Source organism: Actinoplanes regularis, assembly GCF_900188005.1.
Lineage (GTDB): Bacteria > Actinomycetota > Actinomycetes > Mycobacteriales > Micromonosporaceae > Actinoplanes > Actinoplanes regularis.
This window is the reverse complement of the sequence record NZ_FZNR01000002.1, coordinates 212688-232055: the sequence shown is the minus strand read 5'-3', so window position 1 is coordinate 232055 and position 19368 is coordinate 212688. Positions and strand designations below refer to the sequence as shown.

The following is a 19368-nucleotide window of genomic DNA, read 5'->3' as shown; positions in this document are numbered from 1 at the left end:
GATGTCAAGAACCCAGTCGATCCCCGATCAGGGCCAAATTCTGGATCGCCGCCAGGCCGTACAGCGCGGTGGTGTTGGTGTCCACCCAGGACGCCTCGTCGACCGGGTTCAGCACCTCGGGCCCCTCCCGGCGGGTGGTCTGCCACGGCGACGCGTCGGTGTAGCCGTCGGTGCCGGTGAACTCCTGCCACGCCCGGGCCGCCAGTGCCGCGTCGCCCAGCCGGACCGCGGCGTACGCGGTGAGCCGGGAGTGCCCCTGCTTGAGGATCAGGTTGCCGAAGTTCGCCCCGCACTCGGCCGCCTGCTCGGCCTTGGTCGCGTTGAACAGCCGGCAGTACTGCAGCCAGGCCTGCTCGAAGCCGGGCACGTCGACCAGCCCGATCAGCTCGGCACAGATCTCCACCTGGCCGAACATCGCACTCAGGTGCGACACGCTGACCGTCTTGGCGGCCTCGGCGAACTCCCCGGTGTCGATGTCGTAGAGCCCGCTGCCGGTGACGAAGCCGTTCGGCATCCGGGCGATCGTCCGCATCGTCGCGAGCAGCTTCTGCTGTGCGAGCCCGGCCTTGGGGCCCTGCCGCTCCCACTCGGTCAGCCAGGCCGCGGCCAGCCCGCTCCAGTCGGTGCCCAGCCCGATCGAGAGCGCGTGCGGATCCGGCGTGTACGGCTCGGTCCGGATCTTCCGCAGCGGGTCGAGCGCCAGGAACGTCCGGTCCGAGTCGACCAGCTCACGCATCAGGTCGCCGCACCGCTCGTCGGCGGTCAGGAAGTAGTAGATCCGGCGGTAGGCGGCCGTGCTGATCCGCTGCTGCTTGGCGCTGTCCGCCCAGTGCAGCACGCCGTGCCGGGTGCCGAGCCCGGCCCACTTGCCCAGGTGGTAGACGTCGACCTCGCCGGTGTGCCGGGTCATCGCTTCGGCGAAGCGGAAGATGTCGGCGCGGCCGGAGCGCAGGTAGGCGAGCCACAGCCACAGGTCCGGGGAGAGTTCCGAGTTGTCCCAGGCGTAGCCGCCGACGTCGTAGCGCCAGACGTGCCGGTCGACGTCCGGGGTGTGCATGACGTCGCCGTAGTTCCAGAAGCCGTACCAGTGCCGCTGTTCGCGCTGGTCCCGGTAGTACTTGAAGAGGAAGTCGAGACGGTCCTCGATCTTCGCGCGGGCCGGCGTGGAGCGGTCGACCGGCGCGAACAGGCCGCCGAACGCGCCGCTGGAGGCCAGGTGCTCGGGCGGGGCGACGAGCTGCGGGGGAGTGGCGACGGTCCGGGCCAGGGCGGCCAGCGTGGCGGCCGGCGGGGTGGCGGCCAGGGCCCAGAACGTCAGCTCGGTGGTGCGGGCGATCCCGTACGGTGTGCCGAACTCCGGCTCGTAGTCCTCGTACGTGATCTCCAGCCCCTGCAACTGCTCGGCGTACGTGTCCTGGCCCATCCCGTCGTGGTAGAAGCGGGTGTCCATCGGGCCGGCCTCGGGCGACCACATCCACACCGTCACCTCCGCCTCGTCGCCCGCCGCGCCGCGGAGGTCCAGCTGGGACGGGTGCCGCTGCCAGAAGTCGCGCATCCCGAAGCCGAGCCCGCCGGTCACGCCGCCGACGTAGCCGAAGCCACCGGCGCGCTGCCCGGAGTCGGCGCCGACCCACCCGTACCCCGGCTTGGTCCGTTTCTTGATCGTGAAGCCCTCCGAGGAGTGCTGGCTGAGCGTGTAGTCGCCCCAGGCCGGGATCAGCTCCAGCCGGGTGGTGACCCGCTGGTCCCAGGTGGCCGGGTCGGCCAGCTTCTCGCCGGCGATCTGCGCGGCCCGGACGGTCGCGCCCGGGTCCCGGCGCAGGCCGGTGATCCCGCGGACCGCCTCGCGCAGCAGCCCGTCGCCGTCCCCGCTCAGCCGGACGTGCCGGTCGTAGAGGGCGTCGCGCATCGGCACGCCGGCGCGGACCCCGAGCCCGGCGATGAACTCGCTGCTCCCGTCCGTGTCGAGGATGAAGGTGTGCATCATCCGGACGTGCTCGGCCCCGGAGTAGAAGTAGAGCCGGACCGTGAACGGCAGCCAGGACCTCCCGCGCCGCTGGTGCGTGCCGTCGATCCGGATCACCGCGCGCACCGGCCCGCGCTGCTCCACCTTGACGGACTTGATCGTGCTGGTGAGCGGCTCGGCGGAGGAGCGGAGGTCCTCGATCTTGGTCTGCCGCAGGCTGATCAACCGCAGGTTGCGCGCGATCTCCGTGCCGCCGCGGGTGATCGAGCTGATCAGCGCGGATCCGCGCCGCTCGACGGCCACTTCGATCACGCCGGTGTCGACGGTGATGCGCTCCCGGCGCTCCACGACGGTTACCGGCGCGGCCGCGGCGGTGTTCGATCCGCCGTGGGTCAGCGTGTAGGTCTCGGCGAGCGGCGCGTCGGCGGGGATGGCGTGCGCGCTCCACTTCAGGGTGCCGTCCGGCCAGTAGGCGATCGGCCAGGTCTGCACCGGCACCGCGGCGCCGTCGGCCGCGGTCAGCGCGAAGCTCTCGGTGGGCGCCAGCGCGCCCTTCGGCCACGGCACGCCCCAGGTGTTGCCGATGCCCGAGGTGGGCTTTCCCTCCAGCCAGCGCAGGGCGACGCGGTCCGGCGCCGGCACGGTTGCGAGCTTCAGCGGTACGGACGGGGCCGCGGCCGCCGGTGCGCCGCCGGGCAGCATCGCGAAGGCGGGGGAGGCGGCGACTCCCCGGACGAAGGTACGGCGTGACACATGCGGCATTTCCGGCATGTCAACTCCAGGGGGATGCGGGGATCGGGGTGGCGGGGCCGGCGGGTCAGCCTTTGAGGCCGGAGGTGGCGAAGCCCTCGACGAGCAGCCGTTGGAACGCGGCGAAGAAGAGCAGGATCGGCACCAGCGCGAGCGCGGAGAGCGCCAGCATCGGCCCGTACGAGGCCTGGTCCGTGGTGTCGATGAAGAGCCGCAGGGCCAGCGGCAGCGTGTACTTCTCCGGATCGGACAGGTAGATCAGCTGGCTGAGGAAGTCGTTCCAGGTCCAGATGAAGGTGAAGATCGCGGTGGTGACCAGGGCCGGCCGGACCAGCGGCAGGATCACCGCCCCGAAGATCCGGATCGAGCCGCAGCCGTCCAGCCGCGCCGCCTCGTCCAGCTCGCGCGGGATGTTCCGCATGAACTGGACCATCAGGAAGATGAAGAACGCGTCGGTGGCCAGCAGCTTGGGCAGGATCAGCGGCCAGAACGTGTCCACCATGCCGAGCCGCTGGAAGATCGTGTACTGCGGGATCAGCACGGCGTGCGCGGGCAACATGATCGTGGCGAGCATGAACGCGAACAGCGGCCCGCGCAGCCGGAACCGCAGCCGGGCGAACGCGTACGCGGCGAGCGAGCAGCTGAGCACGTTGGCGAGCGCGGAGCCGCCGGCGACCAGGATCGAGTTGGCGAAGAACCGCCAGACCGGCACCCCGGCCAGTTCGCCGCCGAGTTCCCGGTAGTTGTCGAAGACGAAGTGGCTGGGCAGCAGCGACAGGCTCTGCTCGAGGACCTCGGAGCCCGGCTTGAACGACGCGGCGGCCAGCCAGACGATCGGGTACAGCAGCGGGGTCAGCAGCAGGAGCACGAAGAGATGCCAGCCGGCGGTCCGGAGACGGGCGGCGTTCACGACTCGTCCCCGGCGTAGAAGACCCAGTTGCGGGAGAGGCGGAAGAGCAGGGCGGTCACCGCGGCGACGGCGACCAGCAGCATCCAGCCCATCGCCGAGGCGTAGCCCATCTTGAACTCCACGAAGCCCTTCTCGTACAGGTACAGCGTGTAGAAGAGGGTGGAGTCGCTGGGGCGGCCGGTGCCGTTGCTGACCACGTAGGCCCCGGTGAAGACCTGGAAGGCGCGGATCGTGTCGTACACCAGATTGAAGAAGATGACCGGGGAGAGCATCGGCAGTGTGATCGACCGGAACGTCCGCCAGGGGCCGGCCCCGTCGACCGCGGCGGCGTCGTAGTACTCCGACGGGATCTGCTGCAATCCGGCCAGGAAGATCACCATCGGCGCGCCGAACTGCCAGACCGAGAGCAGCACCAGAGCGAGCAGCGCCCGCTCCGGGGTGCCGATCCAGTCGTTGAAGATCACCCGCCAGACCACCGCGACGCTGACGCTCGCACCGAGCAGTGACGGCGCGTAGAACGCCGACCGGTACGTGCCCTGCGCCCGGCTGCGGCGGTTGATCAGCATGGCCACGCCGAGCGCCGCCGCCAGCTGCACCGGCACCGAGATCAGCACGAACTTGCCGGTGGCCTCGACCGCGTTCCAGAAGTGCGGGTCGACGGTGAGGGCCCGGACGTAGTTGTCCCACCCGACCCACTCCGGCGCGGTGAACAGGTCGTAGTCGGTGAACGAGAGGTACAGCGAGGCGGCCATCGGGCCCAGGGTGAGCAGCAGCGCGCCGACCACCCAGGGAGAGAGGAAGAGGTAGGCCACCGATGGGCGCTCGCCGTAGCGGCGCCGCCCGGAGGCCGCGGTGACGGCGGGTACGGGTCGGTCCAGCACCGTGGTCATCCGGCTCAGGCCCCGAGCGCCTGCTGGATCTCGCTCATCAGGCGAGGCGCCGCCTTCTCGGGTGTTGCCTTGCCGTTCATCACGTCGTCGTAGATCAGCTGGAACTGGGTCTTCACCACGCCCGCGCCCTTCGGCGGCGGCGGGGGAGCGGGCAGCAGTTTCGGGCCGACCAGCGCCTCGTAGTCGGCGACCGTCTTCCACTCGTCGGTCAGCGTCCCGGACAGTGTCTCGCGGATCTTGAGGTTGGGCGGCAGGCCGCGTGCCATCCCGAGCAGCGCGCCCGCCTCCGGGTCGTTGAGGAAGAAGTCCACGAAGGCCAGGGCGGCGTCCTGGTTCTTGGTGCGCTGCGCGACGCTGATCATCATGGGCGGCTGGGTGAACTGGCCGATCCCGGTGCCGGCGGTGGGGAACGCGGAGAGCTTGAACTCGGAGCCGTAGTTGTCCCAGGACTTCATCCCGATCGTCGAGTCCGGCGAGAACTCGGCGGTGGACTCCTTGCGTGGGAACGGCGTGTTCGTGGTGTTGCTGGTGACCGCCGGCGGGGTGAGCGCCTTGGCCTTGGTGAAGTCGACCGACATCTGCCACCAGCGGATCACCTCGGCCTCGGTGTAGCCGAGTTTGCCGTCCGCGGTGTACAGGTCCTTGCCCTGCTGGCGCAGCCAGTCGCCGAACCAGTCCTCGATGCCGAAGAAGTCGCTGATGCCGCTGACCTTCGGCCCGAACTTCGCGCTGACCTTGGCGCCGGCGTCGCGCAGGTCGTCCCAGGTCCAGCCTTCGGCGGGGAGTTTCGCGCCGGCTTCCGTCCAGCGCTTGGCGTCGTACTGGAGCACGTGGGTGGTCTGGCCCATCGGCAGGCCGTACGTCTTGCCGCCGATGACGCCCTGGGTGAACAGTTTCTGTTCCAGGTCCGCGGTCTGCACCTTCGAGCCGAGGTGCGGGGTGAGGTCGAGCAGGGTGTTGCGTTCGGCGTACTCGCGCACGTAACGCTCGCTCATCTGGAGCACGTCCGGGGCGTTGCCGCCGCTCATCTCGGTGGCCAGCTTCTGGAAGTACGGGTCGAAGGCCGAGTACGTGGTCTTGATCGTGATGTCCGGGTGCTTGGTGTGGAACAGGTCCACCACCTTCTGCGTGGCGGCGGCCCGTTCCTCGCTGCCCCACCAGGCGAATCGCAGCGTCTTGCCGTCGTCTCCGGAGTCGCCGCACCCGGCGGCGGCCGTGCCCGTTCCGGCGAGGGCGAGCCCGGCCAGTCCGCCCCTCAGAAGTGTTCGCCTGCTGACCGACATGACGCCTCCCGCTGACTTGGAACGTTTCAGAGCATGCGGAGTTCAGGCCTCCAGCGCCGTGCGTCGGGGGCCCTGCAAATTAACTGTTTTCAATGCGTTGAGGCAGCATTGCACGGCGTTAACGAGTGCGTCAACGCCGAAATGAAACGTTCTCAGCACCGGGAAAGGGTTTTCCCGCAACCGCCGCTCCCGGCTGGTTCGGCCGGTGGTGTCGAGGGGCCGAACACCACCGTGCGAACCAGCCGGGAGTGCTTCCGGTCAGTGCCCGTGTTTGCGGGGACTGACCACGACGCCGCCGCCGGCGGGGCGGGCCGGTCTCAGGTCGAGGAGCACCCTGCCGGGCGCCGACCAGATCCGGACGGCGATCCGGTCGGCGCCGTCGGCAACGGTCACCTCGAACCGGTACGAGCCGGTCCCGTTGACCGTCCCGGTGCCCTGATAGGTGGCGGTGTTCCCGGCGATCCGTGCCGGGGTCTGCGCCGTGGACCGGAAGTACAGGTCACCGCCCGCGAACCGGAGCCAGGTGCTGCCGCCCGAGGGACCCGCGGCGAGCGCGAAGTCCACCGTGCCGCCGGAACGGATCCCGGCGAGGCAACCGGCCGGTGCGGTCAGCCAGCCGCTCGCGGCCGCCTGCCCGCTCCCGGGAACGTAGGTGACGACGAACGGCATGGTCACCGTCGCGGCCGCGCCGTCGTCGTCCCGCACCGTCACGGTCGGCTGGAACACCCCGCCGCGTGCGTACGCGTGCCGGACCGCGCAGGCGCCCGCGCTGACCGTGCCGGCGGCGACGGCACCGTCACCCCACGACGCCGTGCAGGAGAGGGTGTCGGCGGCCCCGGCGTCCGAGACCGGAACGCTGAACCGGACCTCCTCGCCGGTGGTGACCGGCGCGGCGGGTGCCGGCGGCCCGCCCGGCGCCGTGATCGACGGCGTCACATTGGTCACCTCGAGCGAAGCCGTGTCGTGACTGCCGCCGGCGGTCAGAGTGACCGTGTACGCCCCGTCGTCGGTGCAGGTCACCGTCGTGGAGACGGCATGCGGGTCGGCGAAGGTGCAGGGCCCGCCCGAGGACCAGACCGGTGCGTTCGCACCGTTCGAGACCGAGCCGCGGACCGGGATCGTGCCGCCCTCGGCACCGGTGACGTCCGGGCCCGCGTGCGCCACGGTCACCGGGTCCACACTCTCCAAGGTCGGCACGACCGGGTTGATCCTCCCGGCGGCGTCGAACGTGAGCCGGTCGATCGTGGTCTCGCGATGCGTGCCGTCGCCGCCCGGAATCGCGAACCGGTGGTACGCGATGTACCAGTCGTCGCTGTTCGGCGCCCGGACCACCGAGTGGTGCCCGGTCCCCAGGATGCCGAGCGAGGTGTCCTTCGACAGGATCACCCCGATCCGGTCGCTCCACGGGCCGGTCGGCGAGCTGCCGGTCGCGTAGGCCACCCGGTAGTCCGCGCTGCGGGTGTCGTTCTCCGACCACATGAAGTAGTAGGTCCCGTTCCGCTTGATCACGAACGAGCCCTCGTTGTAGTTCGCCGGGTGATACGTCCTCACCAGCGCCGGGTCGAACGAGACCCGGTCGTCGTTCAGCGGGACCTGGTAGGAGTTGCCGTTGCCCCAGTACAGGTAGGACTTCCCGTCGTCGTCGGTGAAGACCGCCGAGTCGATCATCTGCCCGCTGTAGGAGCCGGCCGCCACGAGCGGCTTGCCGAGCGCGTCCCTGAACGGCCCCGCGGGGTTGTCGGCGACCGCCACGCCCAGCTGTTTGGCCGTGTTCCCGCCGGCCAGCCCACCGGAGAAGTAGAAGTAGTACTTCCCGCCGTGCGAAGTGACCGTGGGCGCCCACGCGCTGTCGTCGGCCCAGCTGACGTCCGGCCCGAGGTCGAGGATCACCCCGTGGTCGGTCCAGTGCACCAGATCCTTCGAGGAGAACGCGTGGAACCGCGTGCCGGACCAGCCCGCGAACCCGTCGTTCGTCGGATACATCCAGAACGTGTCGCCGAAGACGGTGATGTTCGGATCGGCGTACAGGCCCGGCAGGACCGGGCTCTTCATCACGAGCGCCGAGACGGTCCAGGTCCGCTGTGCGCCATCGCCGCCGGTTGTCCGGTACGTGACGGGGCTGCTGAAGTCCCGAGGCGTCCCGGACGCCGGGCTGATCGTCGCGCCCTCGGCGAGGGTGAACCGCGGCGCGAGCGCGGTCACGTCGGTGCCCTCGGCCACCGGCAGTTTCACCGTCCCCGCGGCGTCGTCGACGATCGTGTCGACCTTGAGCTGCGGCAGCGTCACCCCGCCGATCGAGGTGCTCTTTCCGGCCAGGTTCAGGATCTCCGGCCCGGTCAGCGCCGTGTTGTAGATCCGGAAGTCGTCGATCGCCCCGGCGAAGTACGGGTCGGCCGAGTAGAGCGACTTCCCGACGTACCCCGAATAGCTCTTCGAAGCGTCGTAGAGGTCCCCGGGTTTGACGGTGACCCCGGTCGCGGAGGCCACCCTGCGCCCGTTCAGGTACATCGCCGCGGTGCCGGCCGTGCCGTCCACGGTGACCGCGATGTGCTGCCAGCTCCCGCCGGGCAGCTGCCCGCTGCTCGCCAGCTTCGACTCCGCCGGCCAGCTGCCGCTGGTGATCGCCGAGTAGAGCAGTGAGGAACCGTTGGAGGGGCTGGTGAACAGGTATTTGTTGCTGTCCGGCCCGAGCGCGTAGATCCACTGGTTGACCGTGGTGGACGCGTTCCACTTCGCCCAGAGCGAGACGGTCGCGCTGGTCGCGCCCTTGAGCACGCCGTTCGGGATGGTCACGTAGGGCGCGGTGGCCGATGAGCTGCCGCCGCCGGCCAGGCTGATCGCGCCGCCGTCGACTCCGGAGGTGAACGACGGCCCGCGGTTGAGGGTCCCGTTGAAGCCGTTGCCCGAGGAGTCCTTGGCGACCGTGCCGCCGGTCTCGTCGAACCTGTACCGCAGCCGGAGGCCCGGGGCGGGCGGCGGCTCCTCGTACCTCGCGGAGATCCGGTCGTACTCGGCCTGGGTGACCGGCAGGACCGTGCCGTGCCGGGGCCGCGACGGCAGCGTGTACCCCGTCTCCGCCGTCCACTGCCCGGAGTCGAGGTCGGTGGTGGAGAACGGGACGTAACCGCGGCCGCCGTACTCGTCGATGAACAGGTACCACTTCTCCTCGGTGTTGCTCTTGAAGATCAGTGGACCCTCGCCGCGGCTCAACTCCGGGGACCCGATGCACTCCGAGACGAAGTCGTAGTCCAGGTCGAGGATCGAGGTCGACTTCTCCTCGATGATGTACTTGCTGCACGGCGAGGACGAGGTGTTGTTCCGCTCGTCCTTGGTGAACCGGTAGTACTCGCCGTCGTGCTCGACCATCGTCGAGTCGATCACCGAGTACCCCGGGTCCTTCCACACCCTCGGCTCGCTGAACGTGTAGAAGTCCCTGGTCGTCGCGTACATCATCCGGTTGTAGGTGGTGCCGGTGTGCCCGGTGTCCGTCTCGTCGTAGAGCTTCGAGGCCCAGAAGACGACGTACGCGCCGAGGCTCTCGTCGTAGAACGCCTCCGGCGCCCAGGTGTTGCCGGCGGTGTCGGGAGAGACCTTGACGAGGCGCTGATCGGTCCAGTTGACCAGGTCGGTGGACTCCCACACCATGATCGACTTGCTGCCGCGGCGCTGCGACCCGTCCCAGTCGCCGTTGCCGTAGATCTTGAGGTCGGTGGCGATCTGGTAGAACTTGTCGCCCTCGGGGGAGCGGATGATGAACGGGTCGCGCAGGCCCTGGGTGCCCAGCGTCGAGGTGAGCACCGGCTGCCCGTCGTTGATCTCGCGCCAGCTCAGCGGGTCGTTGCCGCTGCTGAGCGCGTTGTAGACCTGCTCCCCGTTCGAGTAGCCCTCGCCGGTGAAGTAGCTGAACAGGTAACCCTTGAAGGGCTCCTGAGCGGGCAGTTCGGGCACCTTGGCGGTGAAATCCCGGGTGGCGCTGCCGCTGCCCCTGGTCACGGTCGCGGTCAGGGTCACGGTGGTCGCGCCGGCGCCGTGGGCCGGGCGGTGCACCTCGCCGGTCGCGGTGAGGACCGCCGGATCGGCGCTGGTCCAGGTCACCGTCGTGCCGCCGGCTCCGCTGCTGGGCAGTGCGAGATTTCCGCGTACGTCGTCGAGGTTCCGTACCGCCAGAGCCGCGGCCGCCGCGGCGGCCGTCGCCGCGTCGTCCAGCTCGGCCCGCACCGTGATCGCGAAGGTCTTCGTCGCCACGACGGCGCCGCGCCTGATCGACGCGGTGAGGGTGGCGTGCGCGTCCGGCTGGCCGGCCCGGGGGCGGGTGATCCGCCCGGCGGCCGTGATCACCGCGGCGTCGCTGGTCGCCCAGCTCAGCTTCGAGCCGTTCGCACCCGTGGCCGGCAGGGTCAGGTCCGCGGTCAGTGCGGTGGTGTCGCCGAGGTCCAGGGCCCGCTCGTCGGCCGTGACCGCTGTCTCGTTCACCGGCGTGGCCAGGGTGTTCACCTCGTCGGCGGAGAGCGCCCGGTCGTAGACCCGGAGGTCCCGCATCCCGCCCTTCAGGTACTTGTCGCCGGTGTAGAGCGAGCGGCCGAAGTAGTTCGCGCTCGTGACGCCGCCGCCGACGGTGCCGGGCAGGATGCCGACCGAGGTGTTCGTGCCGACCGCGACGCCGTCCTCGTAGAGCGTCCCGGTCGTCCCGGCCTGGGTGTAGGCGAAGTGCTTCCAGGCGTTCCGGGTCAGGTTGTAGCCGGTGGCCGGCCGGGTGTTCTGCTCGCCGCTCCAGTTGCTCAGCGAGATCGCGTTGCGGAAGCTGTCGCCGGTCGCGAAGAGGTAACCGTTGCCGTAGCCGGTCGCCGAATCGGTGTTGCCGAACCCGTAGAGGAAGTACGGAGTCACCTGCGCGCTGTCTATCTTGACGTCGAACGCGACGGTGATCGCGTCCAGACCGCTCATCAGGTTGTCCGGCGCCTTGACGTACGTGCTGCTGCCGTCGAAGGTCAGCCCCTGGTCGCCGGCCCAGGTGGCGCCCTGCACGACGCCGTCCCGGCCGTGGCCGGAGGCGTCGGCGGCGACCGTGCCGGAGCTCTCGTCCAGCCTGTACCGGAGCAGCAGGCCGTCGGTGACCGCGTCGGCGGCCGCGGCGGGGGAGGTGGTGGCCAGCAGGCCGGCCAGCAGGGAACTCGAAGCGAGAAGCGTCAACAACTTTGCGCGGGTGCGCCGGGGCATCCCATCTCCTCGTGGGGGAGCGGCGCACGGCTTCCCCTCGAGTCGCGCGCGCGTGTCGGAGCGGTTGCCTGAGTGTTAACGCTCACACCGCGACAGTCAAGATTGCCGATGAGCGCGGCCGGAAGAGATCGATCATCGCCGCTCAGGTGCTGATGTCGTCAGGCGACGTCGGCGTGCGGCGGCGGGAGCCGCATGGAGACGGAGAGTCCGCCGGCCGGGCGGGGCTCGGCGGTGATCTCGCCGCCGTGCGCGGTGACGACGGACCGGACGATCGAGAGGCCGAGCCCGCTGCCGTCGGTGGAGCCGGTCCGGTCGGACAGGCGGCGGAACGGTTCGAAGAGACCGGGTATCTCGGCGGCGGTGACGACCGGCCCGGTGTTGGCGACGGTGATCACGGATCCGGCGCAGGTCACCGTCACGTCGCCGCCCGGCACGTTGTAGGCGATCGCGTTCTGCAGCAGATTCTGTACGGCGCGTTCGAGCAGGATCGGATCGCCGATCGTCCGGGCGGGCGCCGAGGAGAACCGCAGGTCGACGCCGGCGGCCGCGGCGCCCGGCCGGGCCGCGTCGACGAGGCGGGCCGTCACCGCGGCGAGGTCGACGGAGTCGCGTGTGGTGAGCTCCTGTTCGGAGCCGGCGAGCACCAGCAGCCCTTCGAGCAGTTTCTCGTGCCGGGCATTCATCGCCAGCAGAGCCGTACCGAGTCGGCGCAGCTCGGCGGGCGGGTCGGGGCGGCTGAGCGCGACCTCGATCAGGGTCCGGTTGATGGTCAGCGGGGTGCGCAGTTCGTGCGAGGCGTTGGCCACGAAACGGCGTTGGGAGCCGAATGCGGCGTCGAGACGGGCGAGCATGTCGTCGAAGGTGTCGGCGAGCTGCCGCAGTTCGTCCTGCGGTCCGCTGAGGCCGATGCGCTCGTGCAGGTTGCTTCCGGCCACCCGGCGGGCGGTCGCGGTGATCTCCTGCAACGGTCGCAGGGTGCGGCCGGCAGCGAGCCAGCCGAGCCAGACGCCGATGATGCCGACCCCGGCCAGGGCGAGGCCGCCCTGGCGCAGCAGGGAGGTGAGGGTCTGCTGGCGGAACTGCGCCTGCAGCGCCTTCGCGAGCCGCATGGTCTCCTCGGCCTGCCGCTGCTGCTCGGGTGTCCAGGTCGGGTCGGGGCTCGTCGGCTGGGTGGCGCCTGCGGCGTCGCCCGACGGCTCCGCTACGCCGGTGTCGATGGTGGTGATCGCGACTCCGGGTATCGCCGCGACGAAGGCGGTACGACCGAAGCTCGGGTTGTTCAGCGCGGACGCGAGCAACAGGTAGGTGATGCCGAGCAGCGCGGTGCCGACCAGCAGGAACAGTCCTCCGTACAGGGCGGTCAGCCGGGCCCGGATGGTCAGCCGGTGCGTTGTCACGGGATCTGGTACCCCACTCCGGTCACGGTGGTCACCACCTGCGGCGGCCCGAGCTTGCGCCGCAGCGTCAGCACGGTGACCCGGACCACGCCGGTGAACGGGTCGGTGTGCTCGTCCCAGGCGCGTTCCAGCAGTTGCTCGGTGCTCACCACCGCGCCGTCGGCACGCAGCAACTCCTCGAGAACGGCGAACTCCTTGCGGGACAGCGGGACGTGATGGCCGTCGCGGTACACCTGACGGCGGGACGTGTCGAGCCGGATGCCGGCGCGTTCCAGTACCGGCGGGGCGGCCGGGCGTGCGCGCCGGCCCAGCGCCCGGACCCGGGCGACCAACTCCGCGAACGCGAACGGCTTGGGCAGGTAGTCGTCGGCGCCCAGCGCCAGGCCCGCGACCCGGTCGGTGATGCCGCCGGAGGCGGTCAGCATCAGCATGCGCACCTCCCAGCCGGCGTTCACCACGGCCCGGCACACGTCGTCGCCGTGCACCACCGGCAGGTCCCGGTCCAGGACGAGGACGTCGTAGCTGTTGACGGCGAGGCGCCGGAGGGCGGCGTCGCCGTCGTAGGCGGTGTCGACGGCGAGGGACTGCAGTCGCAGGCCCTCGGCTATCGAGTCCGCCAGCACGACCTCGTCCTCCGCCACCAGTACTCGCATCGGCTCATGGTGCCCGGTGCACCCGTTAGAAAGCTGTTAGCGCCGGCACTAATGATCATTTAACCGGCGAGCTGGTGTGGTGGTTCCCGATTCGAGGGAGGAGCCACGATGACATTCGTAGACAGGGCTCGGCTGATCGTCGTACCGGTGCTGCTCGCGGCAGTGCTCGGCGGTTGCGCGGCGAAGAAGGAGGCGCCGTCGGTGGCATCGGCCGGCGGGAAACCGTCGGCCGGCGCGGCCGCGCCGCCGGCGCGGGACGACGCCGCACAGGGACGCAAGTTCGCGCAGTGCATGCGGGAGAACGGCGTCGACATGGAGGATCCCGGCCCGGACGGCATGATGCCGGGGATCCAGGTGGACAAGGCGAACGAGGCGAAGCTGACGGCCGCGTCGACCAAGTGCCGCGAGTTCCTGCCCAACGGCGGAGAGCCCGGGAAGATGCCGGCCGAGGACGTTGCGAAGCGCCGCGAATTCGCCAAATGTCTACGCGAGAACGGAATGCCGGAGTTCCCGGATCCCGATCCGGAGACCGGCGAGTTCAGCGTCGGCAAGGACAAGGCCGGCGTTCTCGACAAGATGGATGAGGCGGCGCCGAAGTGTCAGCAGTTCGGCGGGGGTGCCATGCCGGCCGTCAGGGTGGACGGATGACCCGCCGGACGGCGGTGTTGCTGATCACGCTGGCAACGCTCGGCGGTGCGGGAACGGCCGCGGTCTTCCTCAGCCGCGGAAAGGAACCGGCGCCCGCCTCCGGCCGCCCGTCGGCCATCACCACGGTACGGCGCCAGACGCTGGCCGAGCAGATCAAGATCGACGGGAACCTCGGCTACGGGGAACCGGTGCCGATGAGGTCGGGCGCCACAGGCACCGTGACGTGGCTACCGAAGGAGGGCGCCACTGTCAGCCGCGGTGGCACCGTGGTGCGCGTCGACGACCGCCCGGTGGTGCTGCTCAACGGCGTCCTGCCGCTGTACCGCCCGCTCGCTCCCGGCACCGAGGGCCAGGACGTGCTCCAGTTCGAGCGCAACCTGAGCGCGCTCGGCCACGGCGGCTTCACCGTCGATGACCAGTACACGGCCTCGACCGCGGCGGCCGTACGAAGCTGGCAGAAGCGGCTGGGCCTGCCGCGGACCGGAACCGTCACCACGTCCTGGGCGATCGTGGCGCCCGGCACCATCCGGATCGCCGAGCTCAAGGCACGGATCGGCGACCCAGGAACCGGTGCGCTTCTCAGCTACACCGGCGCCGGCCCGGTGGTCACCGTCAAGGCTCCGGCCGCCGACGCCGCCTGGGCCGAACCCGGCGCGAAGGTGTCCGTCGCGCTGCCCGGCGGGAAGCGGGTGTCCGGCCGGGTCAGGCACGTCGGTACGAAAGTGACCGGTGCGCAGGGCGAGGACCCGACGGTGCCGGTGACCATCTCGCTGACCGGCCATCCGGATACCGGCGACCCGCACGAATCCCCGGTCGAGGTCACCTACACCGGCCGGAAGCGCGACAACGTGCTCACCGTGCCGGTGCCCGCCCTGCTCGCGCTGGCGGATGGCGGGTACGGCCTGCAGGTCGTCGAGGGCGGTACGTCGCGCTACCTGTCGGTGCACGTCGGCATGTTCGCCGAAGGGCGTGCCGAGGTCAGCGGTACCGGCCTGGCCGAAGGCATGACCGTGGGGATGCCCACATGATCCAGATGATCGACGTGGCGAAGACCTATCCGGGCGGTGTCACCGCGCTGGCCGGTGTCTCGGCCTCCGTGTCCGCTGGCGAACTGGTCGGCATCGTCGGACCCTCCGGCTCCGGGAAGTCGACGATGCTGCACCTGCTCGGCGCGCTGGACCGCCCGTCCGCCGGCACCGTACGCATCGACGGCCACGACGTGGCCGACCTGCCTGACCGGTCGCTGTCCGCCCTGCGGGCCCGCACCATCGGCTTCGTCTTCCAGCAGTTCCACCTGGCGCCCGGGGTGTCCGCGCTCGACAACGTCGCCGATGGACTCCTCTACTGCGGCGTGCGCCGCCGCGACCGGCGCCGACGCGCGGCCCTGGCCCTGCGGCGGGTGGGCCTCGACCACCGGGCCGGCCACCGGCCGCATGAGATGTCCGGCGGGGAACGGCAACGGGTGGCCATCGCCCGGGCGGTCGTCGGCGATCCGGCGGTGCTGCTCGCCGACGAGCCGACCGGCAACCTCGACTCGACCGCCAGCGCCGCGGTGATGGAGCTGCTGCACGACCTGCACGCGGACGGCGCCACCATCGTGATCATCACGCACGATCAGAAGATCGCCGCGGGACTTCCGCGCCGTCTGACCATGTGCGACGGCCGGCTGGGTGAGTCGTGAGCGCGCTGACGAGGCCGGTGCCCGCCCGGCTCGCCCCGGGCGACGTGTTCCGGGTCGGCGCCGCCGGGCTGCGTACCCGGCCGCTGCGTATCGTCCTGTCGGCGCTGGGCATCGCGATCGGCATCGCCGCGATGCTCGCCGTCGTCGGTATCTCCGCATCCAGCCGCGCCGAGCTGGACCGCAGTCTGCGCGCCCTGGGCACCAACCTGTTGACGGTGGCGCCCGGCAGTACCTTCACCGGGGAGCAGGCGCACCTGCCGCCCGAGTCGCCGGCGATGGTGCGACGTATCGGGCCCGTGCGGAGCGTCACCGCCACCGGCCGGCTCGAAGCAAAGGTCTACCGCAACGAGTACATCCCGGCGGGGCAGACCGGCAGCATCGTCGTGCTGGCCGCGCGGGCGGACCTGCTCGGACACGTCGGCGCTCGGCTGGCCGCGGGACGCTGGCTCACCGAGGGGGTCGACGGGCCGACCGTGGTGCTCGGCGCCGGCTCCGCGCGACGCCTCGGCCTCGACTCGCCCGGGCCAAGGATCTGGCTCGGCGGCCGCTGGTTCGGGGTGGTGGGCATCCTGGAACCGATACCGCTCGCGCCCGAGCTGGACTCGGCGGCGTTGGTCGGCTGGTCGGCGGCCCAGCGCATGCTCGACTTCGACGGCTCACCGACTACCATCTACACCCGCACCGCGGACGCGTCGGTCGAGGAGGTCCGCGCCGTACTCGCCGCGACGGTCAACCCGCAGGCGCCCAACGAGGTGAAGGTTTCCCGGCCCTCGGACGCGCTGTCGGCGGCCCGGGCCGCCGACCGCACGCTCAACGGGATGCTGCTGGGACTGGGCGCGGTCGCCCTGATCGTCGGCGGGGTCGGCGTCGCGAACACCATGGTGATCTCCGTGCTCGAACGCCGCGCCGAGATCGGTCTGCGCCGGGCGCTGGGCGCCACTCGCGGGCAGATCCGCCTGCAGTTCCTGTGCGAGTCGCTGCTGCTGGCCATTCTCGGGGGCGGTGCCGGCGTCCTGTTCGGCTCCGTCGCCACCGCCGGCTACGCCTGGTACCGGTCATGGCCCGCGGTCATACCGGGTTGGGCGCTCGCGGGCGGCCTCGTCGCCACCATCGCGGTCGGCGCGGTGGCGGGCCTCTACCCCGCGGCGGCGGCGGCACGTCTCGCGCCCACCGAGGCGCTCACCCGTTGACCCCGACTCCCGGCATGACAGGCAGGTTCAGGGGAGACCCGGTTTGCCGGAGTGTTAACGCTCATGCCGCGACAGCCGAGGTTGCCCACGGGTCCGCAGTGGACAGGTTCGGGGGCGGCCGGAAGGGGCGGCGTGGCGTCAGCGCCGGATCCACTTCCTGACGGCGTCGGGGCCGTACAGCGGCAGGAGGATCGCTGTCGTCACAGCGGCGATCACGAGAACGCCGACCACCCTGGGTGCGTCGAGCATGCCCAGCACGAACACGGAAACGAACAGGAATAGAGACAGCCCGCCGACGTAGATCCAATACGGGTATCCCCGCCGGGTCACTTCCTGGTCCGGCTTGTCGTCGGCGGCTCTGTTCCAGGTGGGTCGCGGCAGGTACTTCATCACGGCGAGCGCCCCGACGGGGAAGGCCGCGAGAAGCAACACGCCGCGTGCGGTCGAGGAGATCAGTCCCAGCCGGACGCCGGCATAACCGACGACCTGAAGCGCCCAGAACATCCCCATGAGAAGGAGCCCCACCCCGATCTTGCGAATCTGTTCGGGCTCGGTGACGCGAAAGCTCGGAGCCCTGCCGGTGACCAGGGCGGACGTTCCAGAGGCGAACAGGCAGAGGCTCACGGCGGCCAGGGCGATGTTCAGCAGATCCATGATCTCCACTCCCGAAACGCTATCCAGGTCCGGCAAGTCGTTAACACCGTTGTAATGGGAGCGCTCCCATGTAACGATGTCGATCCATCCCTAGAAGGGAACGCAGATGCGCGCAATCGCGCGGCTGGCCCTCGCCACGCTTGTGGTCGCGGCCCCGCTCACCGCCGTCATGGCCGCCCACGCCGCTGACGACCCCACCCCCATCACCGTCGTGACGAGCGATTTCGAGGACGGCACGGTGCAGGGCTGGACCGGCCGCTCGGCCGAGACCCTGGCCAGCAGCACCACCGTCGCGCACGGCGGCACCCATAGCCTCGCCGTCACCGGCCGCACCGCCACCTGGCAGGGCCCGGCGCTCAGTGTGTTGAGCACGTTCGCCAAGGGCACCTCGTACACGATCTCCGCCTGGGTGCGGATGGCCGAGGGCTCGGACAGCGCCCGGCTCAGCGTCGAGCGCCGGACGAGCGGGACCGCGACCTACGAGACCGTGGTCGGCAACACCGCTGTCACCTCGTCCGGCTGGGTCAACCTGACCGGCCACTACACGCTCGCCGCCGACGTCGACTTCCTCAACCTGTACGTCGAGACCGCGTCCAGCACCGGCTCGCTCTACATCGACGACGTGACCGCGAGTTACGTGCCGGCGCTGCCGATCCAGACCGACATCCCCGCGGTCAAGAGCGTGGTCACCGAGTTCCCGGTCGGCGCGGCGATCACCGGCGCCGAGATCACCACCGAACACGGCGAACTGCTCGCCCGGCACTTCAACTCGGTCACCCCGGGCAACGCGCTGAAGTGGGACGCGACCGAGCCGACCGAGAACACCTTCACCTACACCCAGGCGGATCCGCTGATCGCGTTCGCCAAGGCGCACGACATGAAGGTGCGCGGGCACACCCTGGTCTGGCACAACCAGACGCCGGCCTGGGTCTTCCAGGACGCCTCCGGCGCGGCGATGACCGCGACCGCGGAGAACAAGGCGCTGCTGCTCGCGCGCCTGGAGAACCACATCCGGAACGTGGCGGCGCACTACGGCGACACCATCGGCACCTGGGACGTGGTCAACGAGGTGATCGACGAGTCGCAGTCGGACGGCCTGCGGCGCAGCAACTGGTACAACATCACCGGGCTGGACTACCTGCGCACCGCGTTCAAGGTGGCCCGCGAGGTCGTGCCCAGCGCCAAGCTCTGCATCAACGACTACAACACGAACGTGGCCGCCAAGCGGGACGCGCTCTACAACCTGGTCGTCAAGCTCAAGGGCGAGGGTGTGCCGATCGACTGCGTCGGCCACCAGATGCACGTCAACGTGAGCTGGCCGTCGATCTCGGACACCGAGGCGATGCTGAAGAAGTTCGAGGGCGTCGGTGTCGAGCAGCAGGTCACCGAGATGGACGTGAGCATCTACACCAGCAGCGGCGAGTCGTTCCCGACGCCGCCGGCCGATCGGCTGCTGTCCCAGGCGTACATGTACCGGGACATGTTCGCGCTGTTCCGCAAGTACAAGGCCGATCTCACCTCGGTGACGCTTTGGGGTCTCGCCGACGACAACACCTGGCTGGACACCTACCCGGTGGCCCGCAAGGACGCGCCGCTGCTCTTCGACACCCGGTTGCAGGCGAAGTCGGCGTACTGGGGAGTGGTCGATCCCTCGAAGATCGGCGCGAGCGCCTCGCCCTCCGTCTCGGTCTCGCCCTCCGCCTCGGTGTCGGTCTCCCCGAGCACCAGCACCAGCCCCGGGACGTCCGGTTGTACGGTCACCTACCGCGTGACGGGCAGTTGGCCGGGCGGATTCCAGGGTGATGTGAAGATCGCCAACACCGGCTCGTCCGCGATCAGCGGCTGGAAGCTGAGCTGGCAGTTCACCGGCGGTCAGGCGATCTCCCAGCTCTGGAACGGCTCGGTGGCCCAGTCCGGCGCGACGGTCACGGTCACCAACGCCTCGTGGAACGCGACGATCGCCGCCGGCGGTTCGGCCTCGGTCGGCTTCCTCGCCTCGTGGACCGGTAGCAACCCGGTCCCGGCCGCCTTCACCGTGAACGGCACCGCCTGCACCGTCGCCTGATCGTGGAGCTCCGAAAGTTTCGGAATATCTTTCGAGTCGGTCACCTGTTCATCGGTTGACGTAT

At 70.2% G+C, this 19368-nt stretch carries 13 protein-coding genes; 5 read left to right on the top strand and 8 right to left on the bottom strand.

The genetic code is table 11. The features are described 5' to 3' along the window. Positions 1-4 precede the first annotated feature (4 nt). From CHC09_RS06220 to CHC09_RS06190, 7 genes are all read right to left on the bottom strand, one after another. The gene (locus CHC09_RS06220) at positions 5-2728 is read right to left on the bottom strand and encodes an exo-rhamnogalacturonan lyase family protein (RefSeq protein WP_089292023.1); all 2724 of its coding nucleotides are present in this window, start codon (positions 2726-2728) and stop codon (positions 5-7) included. Between the two features lie 55 nt (positions 2729-2783). After that, the gene (locus CHC09_RS06215) at positions 2784-3626 is read right to left on the bottom strand and encodes a carbohydrate ABC transporter permease (RefSeq protein ID WP_179276965.1); all 843 of its coding nucleotides are present in this window, start codon (positions 3624-3626) and stop codon (positions 2784-2786) included. Continuing rightward, positions 3623-4516, bottom strand: coding sequence for a carbohydrate ABC transporter permease (locus CHC09_RS06210; RefSeq protein ID WP_089292022.1), 894 nt, complete (start codon positions 4514-4516; stop codon positions 3623-3625). Before CHC09_RS06210 ends, CHC09_RS06215 begins: the two co-directional genes overlap by 4 nt. Before the next feature lie 5 nt (positions 4517-4521). Continuing rightward, positions 4522-5799: an ABC transporter substrate-binding protein gene (locus tag CHC09_RS06205; protein WP_089292021.1), complete on the bottom strand. Its 1278-nt coding sequence runs from the start codon at positions 5797-5799 to the stop codon at positions 4522-4524. Positions 5800-6057: 258 nt separating this feature from the next. Beyond that, a complete protein-coding gene (locus tag CHC09_RS06200; RefSeq protein ID WP_089292020.1) occupies positions 6058-11016 on the bottom strand; it encodes a family 43 glycosylhydrolase in 4959 nt (1652 codons plus the stop codon). A gap of 158 nt (positions 11017-11174) precedes the next feature. Beyond that, a complete protein-coding gene (locus CHC09_RS06195) occupies positions 11175-12413 on the bottom strand; it encodes a sensor histidine kinase (protein WP_089292019.1) in 1239 nt (412 codons plus the stop codon). Further along, on the bottom strand, positions 12410-13066 hold the full coding sequence (locus tag CHC09_RS06190; protein ID WP_089292018.1) for a response regulator transcription factor: 657 nt from the start codon (positions 13064-13066) through the stop codon (positions 12410-12412). Before CHC09_RS06190 ends, CHC09_RS06195 begins: the two co-directional genes overlap by 4 nt. 108 nt (positions 13067-13174) lie before the next feature. Here CHC09_RS06190 and CHC09_RS06185 point away from each other — a divergent pair, with 108 nt between their 5' ends. Genes CHC09_RS06185 through CHC09_RS06170 form a run of 4 tightly spaced genes read left to right on the top strand, consistent with a single transcriptional unit; the run spans position 13175 to position 16585 of the window. After that, the gene (locus CHC09_RS06185; RefSeq protein ID WP_089292017.1) at positions 13175-13714 is read left to right on the top strand and encodes a hypothetical protein; all 540 of its coding nucleotides are present in this window, start codon (positions 13175-13177) and stop codon (positions 13712-13714) included. Further along, on the top strand, positions 13711-14742 hold the full coding sequence (locus CHC09_RS06180; RefSeq protein ID WP_089292016.1) for a peptidoglycan-binding protein: 1032 nt from the start codon (positions 13711-13713) through the stop codon (positions 14740-14742). The genes CHC09_RS06185 and CHC09_RS06180 overlap by 4 nt, the downstream gene beginning before the upstream one ends. Then, complete coding sequence (locus CHC09_RS06175; RefSeq protein WP_089292015.1) at positions 14739-15395, top strand: ABC transporter ATP-binding protein; 657 nt, start codon at positions 14739-14741, stop codon at positions 15393-15395. Before CHC09_RS06180 ends, CHC09_RS06175 begins: the two co-directional genes overlap by 4 nt. Further along, positions 15392-16585 carry an ABC transporter permease gene (locus CHC09_RS06170; RefSeq protein WP_089292014.1) on the top strand — a complete coding sequence of 398 codons (1194 nt, stop codon included), beginning with the start codon at positions 15392-15394 and terminating at the stop codon, positions 16583-16585. Before CHC09_RS06175 ends, CHC09_RS06170 begins: the two co-directional genes overlap by 4 nt. A 138-nt stretch (positions 16586-16723) precedes the next feature. Here the strand turns inward: CHC09_RS06170 and CHC09_RS06165 are convergent, their stop codons facing one another. Beyond that, positions 16724-17248 (bottom strand): hypothetical protein, encoded by a 525-nt coding sequence (locus CHC09_RS06165; protein WP_089292013.1) that lies wholly within the window; start codon positions 17246-17248, stop codon positions 16724-16726. 97 nt (positions 17249-17345) lie between these two features. On the opposite strand from CHC09_RS06165, the gene CHC09_RS06160 reads away from it, so the two are divergent. Continuing rightward, positions 17346-19304 (top strand): endo-1,4-beta-xylanase, encoded by a 1959-nt coding sequence (locus tag CHC09_RS06160; RefSeq protein ID WP_089292012.1) that lies wholly within the window; start codon positions 17346-17348, stop codon positions 19302-19304. The last annotated feature ends 64 nt before the right edge of the window (positions 19305-19368 follow it).

Coding starts and splice junctions, on each gene's coding strand:
- CHC09_RS06220 (WP_089292023.1), bottom strand. CDS start 2,728: ATGCCGCATGTGTCACGCCGTACCTTCGTCCGGGGAGTCGCCGCCTCC.
- CHC09_RS06210 (WP_089292022.1), bottom strand. CDS start 4,516: ATGACCACGGTGCTGGACCGACCCGTACCCGCCGTCACCGCGGCCTCC.
- CHC09_RS06205 (WP_089292021.1), bottom strand. CDS start 5,799: ATGTCGGTCAGCAGGCGAACACTTCTGAGGGGCGGACTGGCCGGGCTC.
- CHC09_RS06200 (WP_089292020.1), bottom strand. CDS start 11,016: ATGCCCCGGCGCACCCGCGCAAAGTTGTTGACGCTTCTCGCTTCGAGT.
- CHC09_RS06190 (WP_089292018.1), bottom strand. CDS start 13,066: ATGCGAGTACTGGTGGCGGAGGACGAGGTCGTGCTGGCGGACTCGATA.
- CHC09_RS06185 (WP_089292017.1), top strand. CDS start 13,175: ATGACATTCGTAGACAGGGCTCGGCTGATCGTCGTACCGGTGCTGCTC.
- CHC09_RS06180 (WP_089292016.1), top strand. CDS start 13,711: ATGACCCGCCGGACGGCGGTGTTGCTGATCACGCTGGCAACGCTCGGC.
- CHC09_RS06175 (WP_089292015.1), top strand. CDS start 14,739: ATGATCCAGATGATCGACGTGGCGAAGACCTATCCGGGCGGTGTCACC.
- CHC09_RS06160 (WP_089292012.1), top strand. CDS start 17,346: ATGCGCGCAATCGCGCGGCTGGCCCTCGCCACGCTTGTGGTCGCGGCC.